This is a genomic window from Methyloceanibacter methanicus (assembly GCF_001723285.1).
GTDB lineage: Bacteria > Pseudomonadota > Alphaproteobacteria > Rhizobiales > Methyloligellaceae > Methyloceanibacter > Methyloceanibacter methanicus.
The window spans coordinates 74,986-92,181 of the sequence record NZ_LPWG01000003.1 but is presented as its reverse complement, the minus strand read 5'-3'; the positions used below and the strand labels follow the sequence as shown (position 1 = coordinate 92,181).

General features: G+C 64.8%; 14 protein-coding genes and 3 pseudogenes. 11 read left to right on the top strand and 6 right to left on the bottom strand.

Features of this window, described 5'->3' with window-relative positions:
* Nucleotides 1-113 precede the first annotated feature (113 nt).
* From AUC68_RS02355 to AUC68_RS02345, 3 genes are read left to right on the top strand one after another with little or no spacing between them, the layout of a single operon-like run.
* Nucleotides 114-2,015: a SurA N-terminal domain-containing protein gene (locus AUC68_RS02355; RefSeq protein ID WP_069436179.1), complete on the top strand. Its 1,902-nt coding sequence runs from the start codon at nucleotides 114-116 to the stop codon at nucleotides 2,013-2,015.
* Complete coding sequence (gene trpE / locus AUC68_RS02350) at nucleotides 2,012-3,577, top strand: anthranilate synthase component I (protein WP_083240321.1); 1,566 nt, start codon at nucleotides 2,012-2,014, stop codon at nucleotides 3,575-3,577. The genes AUC68_RS02355 and trpE overlap by 4 nt, the downstream gene beginning before the upstream one ends.
* A gap of 20 nt (nucleotides 3,578-3,597) precedes the next feature.
* Nucleotides 3,598-4,128, top strand: coding sequence for a SixA phosphatase family protein (locus AUC68_RS02345; protein WP_069436177.1), 531 nt, complete (start codon nucleotides 3,598-3,600; stop codon nucleotides 4,126-4,128).
* Nucleotides 4,129-4,189: 61 nt separating this feature from the next.
* On the opposite strand, the gene AUC68_RS02340 is transcribed toward AUC68_RS02345, so the two are convergent.
* Nucleotides 4,190-4,438 carry a hypothetical protein gene (locus AUC68_RS02340; RefSeq protein WP_069436176.1) on the bottom strand — a complete coding sequence of 83 codons (249 nt, stop codon included), beginning with the start codon at nucleotides 4,436-4,438 and terminating at the stop codon, nucleotides 4,190-4,192.
* A gap of 111 nt (nucleotides 4,439-4,549) precedes the next feature.
* Between AUC68_RS02340 and AUC68_RS17060 the strand changes: the two are divergent.
* The 6 genes and pseudogenes from AUC68_RS17060 to lexA all read left to right on the top strand — a co-directional run bounded on the left by AUC68_RS17060 (nucleotide 4,550) and on the right by lexA (nucleotide 9,655).
* Nucleotides 4,550-5,168: pseudogene (locus tag AUC68_RS17060) on the top strand (anthranilate synthase component II).
* On the top strand, nucleotides 5,113-6,219 hold the full coding sequence (gene trpD / locus AUC68_RS17055; RefSeq protein ID WP_280138498.1) for an anthranilate phosphoribosyltransferase: 1,107 nt from the start codon (nucleotides 5,113-5,115) through the stop codon (nucleotides 6,217-6,219). Before AUC68_RS17060 ends, trpD begins: the two are co-directional and overlap by 56 nt.
* A gap of 9 nt (nucleotides 6,220-6,228) precedes the next feature.
* Complete coding sequence (gene trpC, locus AUC68_RS02325) at nucleotides 6,229-7,047, top strand: indole-3-glycerol phosphate synthase TrpC (RefSeq protein WP_069436175.1); 819 nt, start codon at nucleotides 6,229-6,231, stop codon at nucleotides 7,045-7,047.
* Complete coding sequence (moaC, locus tag AUC68_RS02320; protein ID WP_069436174.1) at nucleotides 7,044-7,523, top strand: cyclic pyranopterin monophosphate synthase MoaC; 480 nt, start codon at nucleotides 7,044-7,046, stop codon at nucleotides 7,521-7,523. Before trpC ends, moaC begins: the two co-directional genes overlap by 4 nt.
* A gap of 3 nt (nucleotides 7,524-7,526) precedes the next feature.
* Nucleotides 7,527-8,726, top strand: a complete 1,200-nt coding sequence (locus tag AUC68_RS02315; RefSeq protein ID WP_069436173.1) for a molybdopterin molybdotransferase MoeA — start codon at nucleotides 7,527-7,529, stop codon at nucleotides 8,724-8,726.
* A gap of 224 nt (nucleotides 8,727-8,950) precedes the next feature.
* Nucleotides 8,951-9,655 carry a transcriptional repressor LexA gene (gene lexA, locus AUC68_RS02310; protein ID WP_069436172.1) on the top strand — a complete coding sequence of 235 codons (705 nt, stop codon included), beginning with the start codon at nucleotides 8,951-8,953 and terminating at the stop codon, nucleotides 9,653-9,655.
* A gap of 600 nt (nucleotides 9,656-10,255) precedes the next feature.
* On the opposite strand, the gene AUC68_RS18530 is transcribed toward lexA, so the two are convergent.
* Together AUC68_RS18530 and AUC68_RS18525 are read right to left on the bottom strand one after the other, a co-directional pair.
* Nucleotides 10,256-10,534, bottom strand: a complete 279-nt coding sequence (locus tag AUC68_RS18530) for a ComEC/Rec2 family competence protein (protein ID WP_425283204.1) — start codon at nucleotides 10,532-10,534, stop codon at nucleotides 10,256-10,258.
* Nucleotides 10,535-10,628: 94 nt separating this feature from the next.
* A pseudogene (locus AUC68_RS18525) lies at nucleotides 10,629-11,585 on the bottom strand (ComEC/Rec2 family competence protein); the annotation flags it as partial.
* A 413-nt stretch (nucleotides 11,586-11,998) separates the two neighbouring features.
* Between AUC68_RS18525 and gltX the strand changes: the two are divergent.
* Nucleotides 11,999-13,434: pseudogene (gene gltX / locus AUC68_RS02300) on the top strand (glutamate--tRNA ligase).
* 154 nt (nucleotides 13,435-13,588) lie between these two features.
* A complete protein-coding gene (gltA, locus tag AUC68_RS02295) occupies nucleotides 13,589-14,911 on the top strand; it encodes a citrate synthase (RefSeq protein WP_069436170.1) in 1,323 nt (440 codons plus the stop codon).
* A gap of 90 nt (nucleotides 14,912-15,001) precedes the next feature.
* Here gltA and AUC68_RS02290 read toward each other — a convergent pair whose 3' ends face one another.
* Genes AUC68_RS02290 through fabZ form a run of 3 tightly spaced genes read right to left on the bottom strand, consistent with a single transcriptional unit; the run spans nucleotide 15,002 to nucleotide 17,190 of the window.
* A complete protein-coding gene (locus AUC68_RS02290) occupies nucleotides 15,002-15,913 on the bottom strand; it encodes an LpxI family protein (RefSeq protein WP_069436169.1) in 912 nt (303 codons plus the stop codon).
* On the bottom strand, nucleotides 15,891-16,697 hold the full coding sequence (gene lpxA, locus AUC68_RS02285) for an acyl-ACP--UDP-N-acetylglucosamine O-acyltransferase (RefSeq protein WP_069436168.1): 807 nt from the start codon (nucleotides 16,695-16,697) through the stop codon (nucleotides 15,891-15,893). Before lpxA ends, AUC68_RS02290 begins: the two co-directional genes overlap by 23 nt.
* 7 nt (nucleotides 16,698-16,704) lie before the next feature.
* On the bottom strand, nucleotides 16,705-17,190 hold the full coding sequence (fabZ, locus tag AUC68_RS02280; RefSeq protein WP_069436167.1) for a 3-hydroxyacyl-ACP dehydratase FabZ: 486 nt from the start codon (nucleotides 17,188-17,190) through the stop codon (nucleotides 16,705-16,707).
* Nucleotides 17,191-17,196 lie beyond the last annotated feature (6 nt).

Below are 17,196 nucleotides of genomic sequence, written 5' to 3'. Positions count from 1 at the left end.
GTTCGTGTTGCCGCACCCGCGCTGTCTACCTATGATGCGCGCCGCGCCAGGCGGCCATAACATCGGACGCCGATGCGCATTTGGCAATTCATGAATAAGAAGGTCTTCGAGGCGTGGCACTCGACACATTGCGCAAAGGCGCAGCACGAACATTAGGACTGATTCTCGTCGCCCTGCTGGTGGTGAGCTTCGCCATCTGGGGTATCGCCGATATCTTTACCGGCTATGGCCGGCAGACTCTGATCGAGGTCGGCGATACGGAGATCTCTCCACAGAACTATCAGCGCGTACAGCAGGACGTCCTGCGCGCCATGAGCCAGGACGCGGGCCGTAGCCTCAGTCTGCAAGAGGCGCGGGGCGCCGGGCTCGATCAGCGCGTGCTGGAACGGCTTGTGGGGGGCGCCGCCGTCGACACCCATGCCGGACATCTCGGCCTGAGCATCAGTGAAGAGGCGCTGCTGGCGCAGATCATGAAGGATCCCTCCTTCCAGGATGCGTCCGGCAATTTCAGTCCCCTCGCCTTTCAGTCGGCCTTGCGTAATATCGGCATGAACGAAGCCACCTACCTGCAGACTCTGCGTGAGCAGTCTCTGAGGCGGCAATTGCTGGTCACGGTCGGCGAAGTCGCAAGCAGTCCCCAGGCGATCGTCGATGCGTTGAACAAGTTCAACGAGGAACGGCGCATCCTGAAATACGTGCTCGTTCCGAAATCGGCCGCCGAGGCCGTGGGCGATCCCACGGAGCAGGATCTGAAATCCTATTACGACAATCACAAGCAGACCTTCACCCAGCCGGAATACCGGAAGGTCGGCATGATTGCGGTCACGCCGGAAACGGTGAAGGACGAGTTGAACATTACCGAGGCCGACCTCAAGTCGACCTACGAAACCAAGAAGGACACGCTCGGCCAGCCCGAAAAGCGGCGCATCCAGCAGATCGCGCTTCCCAATGCCGAGGAAGCTGAAAAGATCGCCGCGAAGATCGCGTCCGGCACCGACTTCGTCGAGGCGGCCAAGGAGCTTGGCCTGAGCGAGACGGATATCGATCTCGGCACCGTTTCGAAGAGCGAACTGGCCGACGAGGTCGTGGCCGAAGAAGCCTTCAAGCTCGAAAAGGACGAGGTCAGCAAGCCCATAACCGGCAAGCTCGGAAGCGTTGTGCTGATCCGTGTGACGGAAATCACACCCGGCAAGGTTCCCACCTTTGAAGAGGCCAAGGCCGACATCGAACAGGAGATCGCCAAGGAGCGGGCGTCCGGCGCCATCTTCGACATGCACGACAAGGTCGAGGACGAGCTCGCCTCGGGTTCGACGCTGGAGGAGACCGCGGGCAAGCTCAAGCTCAACTACACGGTCATCGATCAGGTGGATCGCACAGGCCGCAAGCCGGACGGGTCGACGATCGAAGCCCCGGCGCAGAAGGAACTCCTGAACGGAATCTTCGTGACGGATGCGGGGATCGAAAACGATCCCATCGCGCCCGCGATGAAGGCGTGGTCTGGTACGAGGTCTTGGGTATCACGCCCGAGACGCTCAAGCCCTTCGACGAGGTTCGCGCCGACGTGGAAAAAGGCTGGCGCGCGGAAGCCACGCGCAATCAGGTCACGGTTCTCACGCAGAAAGATGATCCGTGATCTGAACGATGGGTCCAAGACGCTTGAAGGCATCGCCAAGGAGCTTGGCAACGACGTGCTGCCGACATCGGCGCTGAAGCGCGACGACATTACCGTAAACGTGCTTCCGGCGGCGGTGCAGCAGGCCTTCACGCTTCCCAAGGGAGGCTTCGGCTCGGCCGCGTCTGGTGTCGACGAGGGCCGGATCGTGTTCCAGGTGGACGAAATCGTCGAGCCGCCGGAGATAGATCCGCGTGCTCTCAAGCAATTGCGGGCACGGATCGGGCTGCTCTACAGCGAGGACATCATCGCGGAGTATTTCAGCGAGCTGGAGCAGACCTATGGCGTGAAGATCAACAGCCAGGCGCTCGCGAGGCTCACGGGTAGCGGCGAGGAGCCATGAGTTCGGCGCCAGCTTCGGTGAGTCCGCCCCTGCCCGATCTTGGTTCGGCCTCGATGGAGCCGGACTTCACGGCGTTCGCGCGCCTCTATGACGAGGGCGTGGCGCAAGTGGTCTGGACGCGCCTCGTGGCCGATCTGGAAACGCCCGTCTCCGCCATGCTCAAGATCGCAAACGAGCGGCCCAACAGCTTTCTGTTCGAGTCCGTCGAGGGCGGTGCCAATCGCGGCCGCTACTCGATCATCGGCTGCGAACCGGATGTGATTTGGCGGGCGCAAGGCAACAAGGCCGAAATCAACCGCAGCCCCCAATCCGACCGGGATGCGTTCGCGCCGGCCCCGCAACCGGCGCTTCAGAGCCTGCGCGCGCTGCTGGCCGAATCCAAGATCGCACTGCCCGAGGCGCTGCCGCCCATGGCGGCCGGCATTTTCGGCTATATGGGCTACAATACGGTGCGGCTGATCGAGAACCTGCCCGACGGCAAGCCCGACGACCTCGGCCTGCCCGACAGCATTCTCGTGCGGCCCACGCTGATCGTGATCTTCGACAGCGTGAAGGACGAGCTTTGCGTCGTAACCCCGGTGCGTCCAGCCCCAGGGGTCAGCGCGAAGGCTGCCTATGCGCGAGCCGGAGAGCGGTTGAACGTCATCCTGGACCGGCTCGACCAGCTCCTGCCCCACAAGCCCGAGCCGATCGAAGACGTGCCGCATCCCGCGCCGCGCGCCGTCACGTCGCCGGAGGCCTATATGGCCAAGGTTGCGCGCGCGAAGGAGTACATTTCCGCCGGCGACATCTTTCAGGTCGTCCTCAGCCAGCGTTTCGAGGCGCCTTACGAGCTGCCGACCTTCTCGCTTTACCGCGCGCTACGGCGGGTCAATCCCTCGCCCTTTCTCTACTACCTCAATTTCGGGGACTTTGCCGTGGTCGGATCGAGCCCGGAAATTCTGGTGCGCGTCCGGAAGGGCGAGGTCACGATCCGGCCTATCGCGGGAACGCGTCCGCGCGGCGGCACGCCCGACGAGGACCAGGCGTTCGCGAAGGAGCTTCTCGGCGACCCCAAGGAGTGCGCGGAACATCTGATGCTGCTCGATCTCGGGCGGAACGACGTGGGCCGCGTCGCGGAGGTTGGGAGCGTCCGCGTCACCGACAGCTTCTTCCTGGAGTACTACAGCCAGGTCATGCATATCGTCTCGAATGTCGCCGGGACGCTGTCGCCGGACCACGACGCGGTGGATGCGCTGATGGCGGGCTTTCCGGCCGGCACGGTGTCCGGCGCGCCCAAAGTCCGCGCCATGGAGATCATCGACGAATTGGAGGATTCGGCGCGCGGCATTTACGCCGGCTGCGTCGGCTATTTCTCCGCCGACGGCGAAATGGATAGCTGTATCGTCTTGCGGACGTCCGTTCTGAAGGACGGTGTCATGTACGTGCAGGCCGGCGCGGGGATCGTCGCGGACTCGGTGCCGGAAAACGAACAGATCGAATGCATGAACAAGGCGGGCGCCCTGTTCAAGGCAGCCGACGAGGCCGTACGGTTTGCGGCCCGGGCCAAGCGCGGCCAGTAAGGAGACCAGGAGGTTCGACCATGCTTACCCTCAGCCTCCTGCGCCACGCCAAATCGAGCTGGAAGAATCCGGCGCTACCTGACCGGGAGCGGCCGTTGAATTCCCGGGGCATGGCGGACGCGCCCGCCATGGGCCGGGCGATGTCCGAGCGCGGAATCGACCCGGAACTGATCCTGTGCTCGTCGGCACAGCGCACAGTCGATACGCTCGCCCTCGTCCTGCCGGAGCTGAAGGTCGAACCCAAGGTCCTTTACGAGGACTCGCTGTACCACGCGACTCCGGAAGAGATGTTGGACATGTTGCGGGGCATTCAGCCTGGCGCGCGTAGCGTCCTGCTGCTCGGTCACAATCCGGAGATTCAGGCGCTGGCGCTCGAACTGATCGGCGCTGGGCCGAAGGAGCTGCGGGACCGTTTGAGCGAGAAATATCCGACGGGGGGGCTGGCCGTGATCACCTTTCCCGCGGGTCTTTGGTCGAGTGTCGACGTGGGCAGTGGAAGCCTCACGCAGTTCCTTGCACCCAGGGACGTGCGCGGGGACGCCGCGTCGTAAGAGTCGGGCATAGGCACCCACTTGCCGAGGTGCCCTGGGTAGTTGGGTGCCCGCAGGCTTACTAATCGGCAATCGGGCCGGTCAATTTCTCCAGCCGGATGACCGTACCGCTAGGCCACTCCAGAACCCCACCTTGTCCAAGGTTGAGGAACTCTGCCTGGGCTCCGGGGAGTTCGTAGAATGTTACCGACTGATCGCTCAGAGAAGGTTGGCGCGCCAAAAGAGTCTTGGCAGCATCTTCTACGTTCTCTTCGCCGACGTAAAACACCTGGTCGCGCTGTCCAACAACGGCAGCAAAAATCGTCTCCATAGAATCTCCTAAAAAATGAGAGGATCGTAAGGCCAATATTGGTGTGCCAGAGCTAGGCTGCAATGGCTTGCCGGCCTTGACGGCGCCTTGGCGCAAGGCCTAACTGGAACCATGCTGACCCTGATCGATAACTACGACAGTTTCACCTACAACCTCGTGCATTTCCTCGGGGAATTGGGGGCGGAAACGCAGGTCTACCGCAACGACAAGGTGACGGTCGACGAGGTCCTGGCCGAAGCGCCGGAGGCCATCGTGCTGTCTCCCGGACCGTGCGATCCGGATCGCGCGGGCATCTGCCTGGAGCTGGTTCGCGCGCGGCGCCCGTGGTGCCGATCCTGGGTGTGTGTCTCGGCCACCAAACCATCGGGCAGGTGTTTGGCGGCAAGGTTGTCCGCGCGCCCTATCTGATGCACGGCAAGCTGTCCAAGGTGCACCACACCGGCACGGGAATCTTCGCCGGCCTGCCGCAGGATTTCTCGGCCACCCGCTACCACTCGCTGGTCGTCGATCCGGACACGCTTCCCGCCGAGCTCGAAGTGACGGCCCAAACGGGGGACGGCGTCATCATGGGCATGCAGCATACAAGCTATCCCGTCCACGGCGTGCAGTTCCACCCCGAGAGCATCGCCTCCGAACACGGGCATCAATTGCTTGCAATTTCTTGGATCTTGCCCGTGTCGAACGGCGCAGCCGTGGCACTCCGGAAAGAGATACGGCCGGTGCCCTCTAGCCCCTCGCCTGCCCCGCAAGCGGATTCGAACCATCTGCGGGAGGCCATCAAAGCGGTCTTGCGCGGCGATACGCTCACCGAGGAACAGGCCGCGCTGACCTTCGAGGCCATCATGTCGGGCCAGGCGACCGATGCTCAGATCGGTGCCCTCTTGATGGGACTGCAGGCGCGTGGCGAGACCGTCGAGGAGATCGCCGGCGCGGCGCGGGTGCTGCGGGCGAAGGCCTTGTCGGTCAAGGCACCTCCCGGCGCGATCGACACATGCGGTACGGGCGGCGATGCCAAGGGTACGCACAACATCTCGACCTGCGCCGCCTTCGTGGTGGCCGGCGCGGGCGTGCCCGTCGCGAAACACGGCAACAAGTCGATCTCGTCGCGTTCGGGCTCGGCCGACGTGCTGGCCGCACTTGGCGTCAATCTCGACTGCGCGCCGGAGACGATCGAGCGCTGCATCGCCGAGTGCGGGTTGGGGTTCATGTATGCGCCCGCCCATCATGCCGCCATGCGCCACGTGGCCAAGGTGCGGGGGGAACTCGGCGTGCGGACGATCTTCAACCTGCTCGGCCCACTGGCCAATCCGGCCCGGACCAAATATCAGGTCGTCGGCGTGTTCGATTCCAAATGGGTCGAACCGATCGCCAAGGTGCTGGGGCTTCTCGGAGTCGAGCGTGCCTGGGTCGTCCACGGTTGCGACGGTCTCGACGAACTGACCACCACCAATTTCAGCGAGGTCGCCGTCCTCGATTCCGGCAAGGTTTCCACGTTCCGCATCTCGCCGCGCAATGCCGGCCTCCCCGACGCAAAGCCCGAGGACCTGATCGGCGGCGACGCGGAAGAGAATGCCGCCCATATCAAGGCGGTGCTGCAGGGGAACCGAGGGCCGCTTCGCGACATTGTGCTGTTGAACGCGGCGGCGGCATTGCTCGTGGCCGGCAAGGCGGAGTCCTTGCGCGATGGGGTGACGCTGGCGGCGGAGGCGATCGACAGCGGACGCGCGTTCCAGGTTTTGGAGGGGCTCGTGGCGCTCACCAATGATAGTGTGGGCGCATAAGGACATCCCATGGCGCACGTGCTCGACAAAATTCTGACCTACAAGCGCGAAGAGGTTGAGGCCGCTAAGAAAATACGGTCTGAACAGGACCTGCGCGCGGATCTCGACGCGGGCGACAAGCCCCGCCCCTTTGCCGGCGCTTTGAAGGCGCGGATCGGGGCCGGCGGTTTCGGCCTCATCGCCGAGATCAAGAAAGCGAGTCCGTCCAAGGGGCTCATCCGGGCTGATTTCGATCCGCCGACGCTTGCGGTGGCCTACGAGGCCGGTGGGGCGGCCTGTCTGTCCGTGCTGACGGACGGTCCGTCTTTCCAGGGCAACCCGGAATATCTGACGCTCGCGCGGGCGGCGTGCTCGCTCCCTGCCTTGCGCAAGGACTTCATGATCGATCCCTACCAGGTGCTCGAGGCGCGCGTTCTCGGCGCGGACTGCATCCTGATCATCATGGCGGCGGTCGACGATGCGCTTGCCCGCGGCCTCGAGGATGCCGCGCGCGATCTCGGCATGGATGTGCTGGCCGAAGTGCATGACGAGGCGGAGCTCGATCGCGCCCTGACGCTCAAGACGGAGCTGATCGGCATCAACAACCGGGACCTCAAGACCTTCGATACCACGCTCGAGACCACCGAACGCCTCGCGCCACGCGTTACCGGCGATCGCATGGTCGTGGCCGAAAGCGGAATCTTCGACCACGAGGATCTGACGCGGCTCGCACGTGCCGATGTGCATGCCTTCCTGGTCGGCGAGAGTCTCATGCGGAAGACCGATGTGACTGCTGCGACCCGGGCGCTTCTGACGGGCGTAGACAGTGCCGCCGAGGCCGCGCAATGAGCGGCCCGCTGTCCCATCTCAATGCCCGTGGCGAGGCGAATATGGTGGATGTCTCGGAGAAGGCCGTCACGTCGCGAACGGCCGTGGCGGAAGGCTACGTGACCATGGCACCGGCGACGCTCGACATGATCCTCGACGGGACGGCACCGAAGGGGGACGTACTGGCGACGGCACGCATCGCCGGCATCATGGCCGCCAAGAAGACGGCCGACCTCATCCCGCTGTGTCACCCGCTAGCCCTCTCCAAGGTCACGGTCGATTTCACGCCGGACCGCGCGGGGGCGCGCCTGCGCGTCGAGGCGGCCGTCAAGGTGGACGGCAAGACGGGCGTCGAGATGGAAGCGCTGACTGCCGTCACGGTCGCCTGCCTGACGCTTTACGACATGTGCAAGGCTGTGGACCGCGCCATGAGCTTCTCCGGCATTCGGCTGGTGGAGAAGTCCGGCGGTCGGTCCGGCACGTTCCGGGCGCCATGAGTGATGGCGCTCATCTCCGTCGAGGATGCACTTGAGCGGGTCCTGTCGGGCCTGAGCCCACTCGAGGTCGAGCGCGTGCCGATCGCGCAAGCCCACGGCCGGGTACTCGCGGAAGATCTGGCCGCCACGCTGACGCAGCCCCCCTTCGATGCCTCGGCCATGGACGGCTATGCGGTCCGCGCGGCCGATGTGGCCGCCCTGCCGGCCACGCTCGCGTTGATCGGCGAATCCGCGGCCGGCGCGCGGTTCGACGGCATCGTCGGACCCGGACAAACCGTCCGGATCTTTACCGGTGCGCCGGTTCCCGACGGGGCCGACACGGTGGTCATCCAGGAAGATACCGAAGCCTTCGGCGACAGCGTTTTGGTCAAGGCCGCCGTGGCCGGGCGGCATATCCGCCCCGAAGGTCAGGACTTCATGGAGGGTGACGTGCTGCTGCGGCGGGGAACGCGGTTCGGCGCGCGGACGGTGATGCTGGCGGCGGCGATGAATCACGCGGAGTTGCCGGTGCGGCGGAAGCCGCGTGTCGCCATCCTGTCGACAGGCGACGAGATCGTACCGCCGGGCAGCATGATCGGCCCCGATCAGATCGTCGCGTCCGTCAGCTACGGCATCGCCGCGCTTGTCGACAGCTACGGCGGCGATTCGCTGGACCTCGGGGTCGCGCGCGACGACGAGGGCGCCCTCGCCCAGTTCATCGCGCGGGTCGCGGATGCGGACGTGCTCGTGACGATCGGCGGCGCGTCCGTCGGCGAACGCGATCTTGTCGCGGACGCCCTTGCGCGGGCGGGCCTGCAGATGGACTTCGCCAAGGTTGCCATGCGGCCCGGCAAGCCCGCCTTCGCCGGACGGCTTGGTTCGACGCGCGTTCTCGGCTTGCCGGGGAACCCCGTTTCGGCCTTTGTCTGCGCCGTGGTCTTTTTGCTGCCCATGCTCCGCGGGCTCCTCGGCGGGAATGCGAGCGTTGTCCCGCAGCAAGCGACTCTGGCTTCCGCGTTGCCGGAGAACGGGCCGCGCCAGGGCTATCAACGGGCCACATCCAGCTTTGCGGACGATGGAACACGCCATGTCCGGGTCCTGTCGTCCCAGGATTCGTCGCTGATGGCGGCCTTGGCCCATGCGGACTGCCTCATCGTCCGGGCGCCCCACGCCCCGGCCGTTCCGGAGGGAACGAAGGTGCTCGTTCTGCCGCTCGCGGGCTGATTAACGGCTCGGCAACCCGAATCGACCGAACAAAAGGCGTCCAAAGGCGCCAACCAACCCCGCTGTTGCGCGGTTCTGCTTGCGGAACACAAACAGAACATCTATACTGTTCACGATTTGTACGATACGGGGCCAAGCCCTGGCCGGAATTTGCGAAGGCCAGGTTGGTTGTTGCTCAGTCCGAGCCGCTCAACGCAGTCCGAGTCGCTCAAGAAGGGGACCAAATGCTCACACCGAAGCAAAAAGAGCTTCTCATGTTCATCCATGAGCGGTTGAAGGAGTCAGGCGTTCCGCCTTCGTTCGACGAAATGAAGGAGGCTCTGGATCTTCGGTCCAAGTCCGGCATTCATCGTCTGATCACGGCCCTGGAAGAGCGCGGCTTCGTGCGCCGCCTGCCCCATCGGGCCCGGGCCATGGAGATCATCAAACTCCCCGAATCGGTTCCGCAAGGTATTGCGGCGCGCGGGCGCGGGTTCTCGCCGAGCGTGATCGAGGGCAGTCTGGGACGGATGGCCTCGGCAGCATCGGAAACCTCTTCCGAGGGGCAGACCATCGCCCTGCCGATCATGGGCCGGATCGCCGCCGGCGTCCCCGCCGAAGCCATTCAGACCAAGCTTGATACGATCGAGGTGCCGCCGGAGCTGTTGGCCAAGGGCGAGCACTACGCGCTCGAGGTGAAGGGCGACTCGATGATCGATGCCGGAATTCTGGAAGGCGATACGATCATCGTCCGCAAATGTGACGACGCCAGCAACGGCGACATCGTCGTGGCCCTCGTGGACGAGGAAGAAGCCACGCTGAAGCGCCTGCGCCGCCGGGGCGCTTCCATTGCGCTGGAAGCGGCCAATCCGGCCTACGAGACGCGGATTTTCGGGCCCGACCGGGTGCGGGTCCAAGGGCGCCTGGTCGGCCTCATTCGCCGCTACTAAGCCCCCGGCCCGCAGCGCCGGTCTCCGTGCCCTGGCGCGGGCGCCGGGGCGGTTTTGCATTCACTGTGGACCGGGACCAGGGACGTGCCCCGCGCGTTCCGGCGACGGTCTCGGTTCGGATCGACAGGCCTTCGATATAGAGCGCGTGTGCGCCTTGGGCCGACAGCGCCGTCCTGTCGACGACGATGCGCGGGGCCTTGCAGGTCTTTCCGAGCTTGAACGGTGCGATGACGATATCGGCCTTGCGGCAATCTTCGGCCAGAGCCCCCGTCTCGCGGATCAGCGCCACGGTCTTTCCCTTGACTTGCCCCACGCAGCCCAGCGGATCGCAGCGGAACGGCGACGAGCGCGGCAGGTTTCCCGGATCGGTGCCGTCGCCATCGGCCAGGAGCCATTTCTCGACGCTGTAGGTTCCCGCGGTCGCCGACGGGAAGACCAGGCCGCTGTTGCCGCGCAAGGCGGCCGTCTTGCCGTCCCGCTCGATCAGGACGTCGGGCCGGTGCCCCGGTGGCGCGAGCGCGAGCCCCAAAGCGGCGATTACGAGGCCGAGCGCGCGCAGCCGGGTGCGCCACAGGCACAGCCAAAGGCCACCAAGGGCGATCAGGGCGAGCGCCCACCCGGACAGATCGGGCAGGATCGTGACGGCGCCGGGCCAGGCGGCAACCCATTCGGCCGCGCCCACCATGAGCCCGATTCCAAGCCCCATGGCCTGGAGCGGCCAGGCCTCCAGCCGAATGGCATGGCGATCAGGGACAGCAGCGCCATGGGCATGATCAGCAGGCTGATCAGCGGCGCGGCGATCATGTTGGCGGCGATGCCGTAATGGGTCATGCGGTGAAAATGGTAGACGGCGAACGGCGCGACCGCCCCGCCGGCGATCAGGGTGGTGAGGCCGGCGCCGAAAACGAGCGCGCCGCCCCAGCGCAGACCGCGCCAGGCCGCGTTGGTCTCCGCCGCAGGCGCGCGCTGCGCGCGGAATAGGCTCGTAGGCCGCGACCAAGCCGATGACGGCGGCGAACGACATCTGGAAGCTGGGGTCGAACAGGGATTCGGGCGCGACGACGAGAATGGCGAGCGCGGCCAACGCCACGTTGCGCATGGTGATCGGCGGCCGGTCGAGCATGATCGCGACCATGACGATGCCCATCATCAGGAAGGCGCGGACCGTTGGGACGGACGCACCCGAAAGCACCAGATAGAAGCCCGCGGCAAGGAGCGCGATCGCGGCCGCCCATTTCTTGATGGGGAAGCGCAAGGCGATCCCGGGCACGAAGGCCAGCATCGCGCGGACGAGCCAGAACACGCTGCCCGCCATGATCACCATATGCAGTCCCGATATGGCCAGGACGTGGGCGAGCCCTGCGTCCCGCATCGCCTCTGTCACGCGGTTCGGTATGCCGCCCCGTTCCCCCGTGATCAGTGCGACGGCAACGGCGCCGGTCTCTCCGGGCAACGCCGCGCGGATGCGGGTGTTCACGGCGTTCCGGAGATTATCGACCTTGGCCCAAAGGCGGAGCCCCACCGGGGCTTGCGGCGCATTCTCGAGCGGGGCGATGCGCCCCGTTGCGTAGCCGAATCCGCCGATTTGCTGGAACCAGGCCCGCCGTCCGAAATCGAAGCCGCCCGGCGCGACGGGCTCCGGCGGCGGGTTCAGGGTCGCCCGCAAGGCGACGGCCTCTCCGGGCTGAACGCTCGCCGTCTTGCCGGCGAGGCTCACGCGGATGCGTCTCGGCCGTTCGGCCGGCGTGAGCGACCCAATGCCGATGACGCGCAAGGTCAGCCGGTCGCGGGCATCCACCCGGGCTTCGAACGTTTCCACGAAGCCCGTGACCGGCACGTGGCGCAGTTCGCTCTGCAGCACGGGCGCCCTGACGAGTTCCGTGCGCGCCTTCGCGCCCGCAAATCCCAAGGCGAGCGCCAGGAGCGCCACGCCGGCGGCGAAGCCAGCACACTCCCGCGGAGGAACAGGACGATGCCCAGCGCGGCGATCACGAAGGCCGCCGCGACGCGCCCATCCAGCTCCGTAGGCACGGTGAAGTAGAACGCGATGCCGGCGGCGAAGAAAACCGGTAGCCAGAGAAACCAGCGGTCGGTCTCGGCCTCCAGGGCGTCCGCGAACGTGGCGGCCAGCCGGGCGCCCAGGCTGTGAGGGGTGCCGTGAGGGTTGCGCCCCGGCTCCGGAGGCCAGTCGCCGCCTGTTGCGTCCTCGCCCGTCCCTCGCATGGCTCCCCCGGGGCGGGGCGTCTGCCCTGCCCTTACCCGCGTCGCGGCCTTATGCTACACCCTCCCGCGAACGCTTTCCTTCTTCATCTCAACGCACCCTTCCGGTTCAAGACCTCACCGATGACCGAGACCGTTATCACGCGATTTGCGCCGTCTCCGACGGGCTTCCTGCATATTGGCGGCGCGCGCACCGCCTTGTTCAACTGGCTGTTCGCCAAGCGCATGGCGGCAAGATGCTGCTGCGGATCGAGGACACCGATCGGGCGCGCTCCACGGACGCCGCTATCGCGGCCATTTTGGACGGGCTGCGCTGGCTGGAGCTCAATTGGGACGGCGAGCCGGTCTATCAGTACGCCCGCTCGGAGCGCCACCGCGAGGTGGCCGAACGGCTCCTGGCCGAGGGCAAGGCCTATCGCTGCTACGCGAGCCCGGAGGAGCTTCAGGCCATGCGCGACAAGGCCCGCGCCGAGGGCGGCTCCCCGGGTTACGACGGCACCTGGCGGGACAAGGATCCGGCCCTGGCGCCGGTCGGCGTCGCGCCGGCCATCCGCTTCAAATCCCCCCGCGAGGGCAAGACCGTCATCGAGGATCGAATTCAAGGGCGCGTCACATTCGCGAACAAGGATCTGGACGATTTCGTCCTTCTACGGAGCGACGGGACCCCGACCTATATGCTGTCGGTCGTGGTCGACGATCGCGACATGGACATCACCCACGTGGTTCGCGGCGACGACCACCTCACCAACGCGGCACGGCAGACACAGCTCTTTGAGGCTCTCGGCTGGGACGCACCCATCTACGCCCATGTGCCTCTGATTCACGGGCCCGACGGCGCGAAACTGTCCAAACGCCATGGGGCGCTCGGCGTGGAGGCCTATCGCGAGATGGGCTATTTGCCGGTCGCCTTGCGGAACTATCTGGTGCGGCTGGGCTGGAGCCACGGAGACGCGGAGGTCATCTCGACGGAGGAGATGATCGCCTGGTTCAATCTGGAGGCGATCGGCCGTTCGCCGGCGCGGTTCGACTTTGCCAAGCTCGAGAGTCTCAACGGGCACTATCTGCGGACGATGCCTGACGCGGAGATCGTGAGTCATTTGAAGGCTCTCGTGCCCCATCTTGGCGATGCGGATGACATCCTCGGGCGCATCGGCAACGATGGTTGGGCCAAGCTCGAGCGCGCGATGCCGGGCTTGAAGGAGCGCGCGAAGACCCTGGTCGATCTCTTGGAGAGCGCCGATTATCTCTTCGCCGAACGTCCTCTGAGGCCGGACGAAAAGGCCGCCAAGCTTCTCGACGACGGCGGCCGCGAGACGCTGGCGGCGCTGCTGCCGGACCTGTCGGCCGTGGAGCCTTGGTCGGTCTCGGGCCTGGAGGCCTGTGTCCGCAGCTTCGCCGAGCGGACGGACCGGAAGCTTGGTAAGGTCGCGCAGCCGCTTCGCGCGGCCCTGACGGGGCACTCGACATCTCCCGGTATCTTTGATGTGCTTGAGGTCCTCGGGCGTGAGGAGGCTCTGGGCCGGATTGCCGACCAAACAGGCGCCCCCGAGAATGCGTAATATTTATGCACCAAGTCATGTTGCGCTGCGGCGAATTCAACGCGAAAATGCGGCAATGCAAAATGAGTCCGGCTGACATGCGATGTTGCCGACGCTTTGATAGGTCGATTGAACATCGTGTCCGCTGCCCCGTGAATGTCCAGGAGGTTTTGAGATGAGTATCGCAGAAGAACTTGGCTCGAACGATGTGGACGAGGCGACGATTACGCTGCGCGGCGGCGAGCACAATATGCCGGTGCGTGCCGGCACGATGGGACCGGACGTCATCGACATCACCTCGCTCTACGGGCGGACCGGGTGCTTCACGTACGATCCCGGGTTCACCTCCACCGCAAGCTGCGAATCCAAGATCACCTATATCGACGGCGACAAAGGCATCCTGCTCTATCGCGGCTATCCGATCGACGAGCTCGCCGAGCACACGACCTTTCTCGAGACGGCGTATCTGCTCCTGTATGGCGAGCTTCCCACCAAGGTCCAGTACGATGCGTTCAAGCTCCGCATCACGCGCCATACGATGCTGCATGAGCAGATGAACCGGTTCTTCTCCGGCTTCCGCCGCGATGCGCATCCGATGGCGATCATGGTGGGCGTGGTCGGCGCGCTGTCGGCCTTCTATCACGACTCCATCGACATCCGGGATCCGTGGCAGCGCGAAATGGCCAGCATCCGCATGATCGCGAAGATGCCGACCATCGCGGCGATGGCCTACAAATATTCCATCGGCCAGCCTTTCGTGTATCCGAAGAACGAACTGGACTACTCGGCCAACTTCATGCGCATGTGCTTCGCGGTGCCGTGCGAGGAATATGAGATTGATCCGGTTCTGACCCGGGCCATGCGCCGCATCTTCATCCTGCATGCCGATCACGAGCAGAACGCGTCCACGTCGACGGTCCGGCTTGCGGGCTCGTCGGGTGCCAATCCGTTCGCCTGTATCTCCGCCGGCATCGCCTGCCTATGGGGACCGGCCCATGGCGGCGCCAACGAAGCGGCGCTCATGATGCTGGAGGAGATCGGCTCGGTCAGCCGCATCGAAGAGTATGTGCGGCGGGCCAAGGACAAGGACGACCCGTTCCGGCTGATGGGTTTTGGCCACCGGGTCTACAAGAACTACGATCCGCGCGCCAAGATCATGCAGAAGACCTGTCACGAGGTGCTCGCGGCGGTCGGTCATCAGGACGACCCGATCTTGAAGGTGGCCATGGAGCTCGAGAAGATCGCCCTGTCGGACGAGTACTTCATCGAGAAAAAGCTCTATCCGAATATCGACTTCTATTCCGGAATCACGCTCAAGGCACTGGCTTCCCCACCGACATGTTTCACGGTGTTGTTCGCGCTGGCGCGCACGGTCGGTTGGATCGCCCAGTGGAAAGAGATGATCGAGGATCCGTCTCAGCGCATCGGGCGGCCGCGTCAGCTCTATACGGGCGCCACGGAGCGGGCATTCGTACCCATGGACGATCGGCACGCTTGAGGTGAACTCTCAGCGGGGCGGCACGATCCGCCCCAGCGCCATGGCCGCGTCAGTTGAAAGGTCCCGCGAGGATTGGGTGGTCGCAAAAGCCTAAGCCTTCGGCGCGGTCTCTTTCTCCTCCCAAGGCACTCCGCAGAGAAAGAGTTTCCGTTCGTCGGCGGTCTCGATCGTGTGCTTGCATTCGGCGATCAGCACGTGCTGGGCGGCGACTGCAATGCCCGACAGCCCCGCCGCTGCGGCCTTGACGATCGTCTCCGGTCCGATGGTCGGCATGTCGACCCGCTCCTCTTGGCCCGGTTTCGGCGCCTTTACGAGCACGCCTGAGGCTGTTCCGTGGCTGCGGCCCTGCCGCTTGATCTCGGCGCAGCGCTCCAGCATCGCGTCGGTGCCTTCGGCGGCCTCCACGGCCAGGACGTAGCCGCTGGCGACCACGGCCGCCTGGCCGATGTCGAGTCGTCCGAGGGTGCGTACGACCTCGAAGGCGAGTGCCATGTCCGCCTCGTCGTCGGCGGACGGCGCGCGCCGCGTCAATGTCCCCTCGGGCATCAGAAGCTCGGGCAGGACGTCGCCGGCGCCATGGACCCGATACCCCTTGTACTCGAAGAAGCGCACGATCCGGGAGAGGACATGATCGTCGCCCCCCTTGCGCAGGCCATAGAAACGGCAATGCTTGATGGCTCCGAGATCGATCCGGACATTCTTGAAATCCGGCCGGCTCACGCCACCGATGATGACGAGGTCCTTGCAGCGATGGGTCTCCAAGGCGGCAAAAAGCTTCCCGACCTCCCCCCATCTCATCCAGGTGTGCGGAAAGCGTTCGATTTCGGGGTCGGCCTCGCCTTGGATGCCGATGATATGGACGGCGACGTCGTCTGCGGCGGCTGCGTCCGCGATGAAGGCGGGCAAGGAGCCGCGACCGGCAATGATGCCAAGCGGTCCCGTTATCGTTCCGGACCGGAGCGCGTCGAACGGCTCACTATCAGCGGGGTGGCGTTGCGACATTGTTGGGAACGCAGAAGGATCGATCCGAATCGCTCTTGATGAAGTCGATGATCTGCTGCGCGAGCTCGTTGCCCGAGAACATGGTCTCGACGTCCTCCAGGCGTTCCTTGAGCGTGCCTTCGCTTGAGAACAGCATGCGGTAGGCTTTGCGCAGTTCATGGATCTGATCGCGTGAGAAACCTTTTCGCTTCAGGCCCACGATATTGAGCCCGTTCAGATTGGCGCGGTTTCCGAGCGCCATGCCGTAGGGAATGAGGTCCGCAGCGACACCCGACATGCCGCCGACGAATGAACACGAGCCGATGCGCACGAATTGATGGACGGCCGAGAGACCGCCGACAATGGCGCCGTCGCCGACGGAAACGTGGCCCCCGAGCGTGACGCCGTTCACGAGGGTGACGTTGTCTCCGATCTGGCAGTCATGGGCGATATGCGCGCCGATCATCAGGAAGCAGTTGTCGCCCACGCGCGTGGCCATGTGGCCGGTCGGCGTGCCCCGGTGAATGGTCACATGCTCTCTGATCAGCGTATTGGCGCCGATCGTGACCGTGCTCGGGTCGTCCTTGTACTTGATGTCCTGCGGCTCGAGTCCGATCGAGGCAAACGGAAAGATCTTGCACCCTGGACCGATCGTTGTACGCCCCTCGATGACGACATGAGGGCGGAGGACCACGTCGTCGGCGAGCTCCACATGGGGCCCCACGACGCAAAACGGCCCGATCTCGACGTTCGACCCGAGCTTGGCACCCGGATCGACCTGCGCGGTCGCGTGAATATTGGACATTGAGGAGTTACTCAGCCTCTGCCTCGATCGAATCGACGATCACTGCACTGACTTCCGCCTCGGCAACGAGGTTTCCATCCACAAGCGCTCTCGCTTTGAAACGCCAAACGCGCCCGCGGCTGCGCATCTTCTCGACATGGTAGTGCACCGTGTCTCCAGGGATAACGGGGCGGCGGAAGCGGGCCTTGTCGATCGCCATGAAATAGACGAGCGGCGGCTCCTCGAACTCGTCGATGAACCGCATGCACAAGGCGCCGGCCGTTTGCGCCATGCCCTCGATCAACAGAACGCCGGGCATGACGGGGTTGCCGGGGAAGTGCCCCTGGAAATAGGGCTCGTTCGCCGTCACGTTCTTGATTCCAGTGGCAGAGCGGTCTCCATCCATGTCGACGATGCGGTCGACGAGCAGGAATGGGTACCGATGCGGCAGAAGCTTCATGATATCGGCGGCTTCCACCCTATCGGGCCTCTTGATCTCTCCGCTCTCGTTCATTCGGAC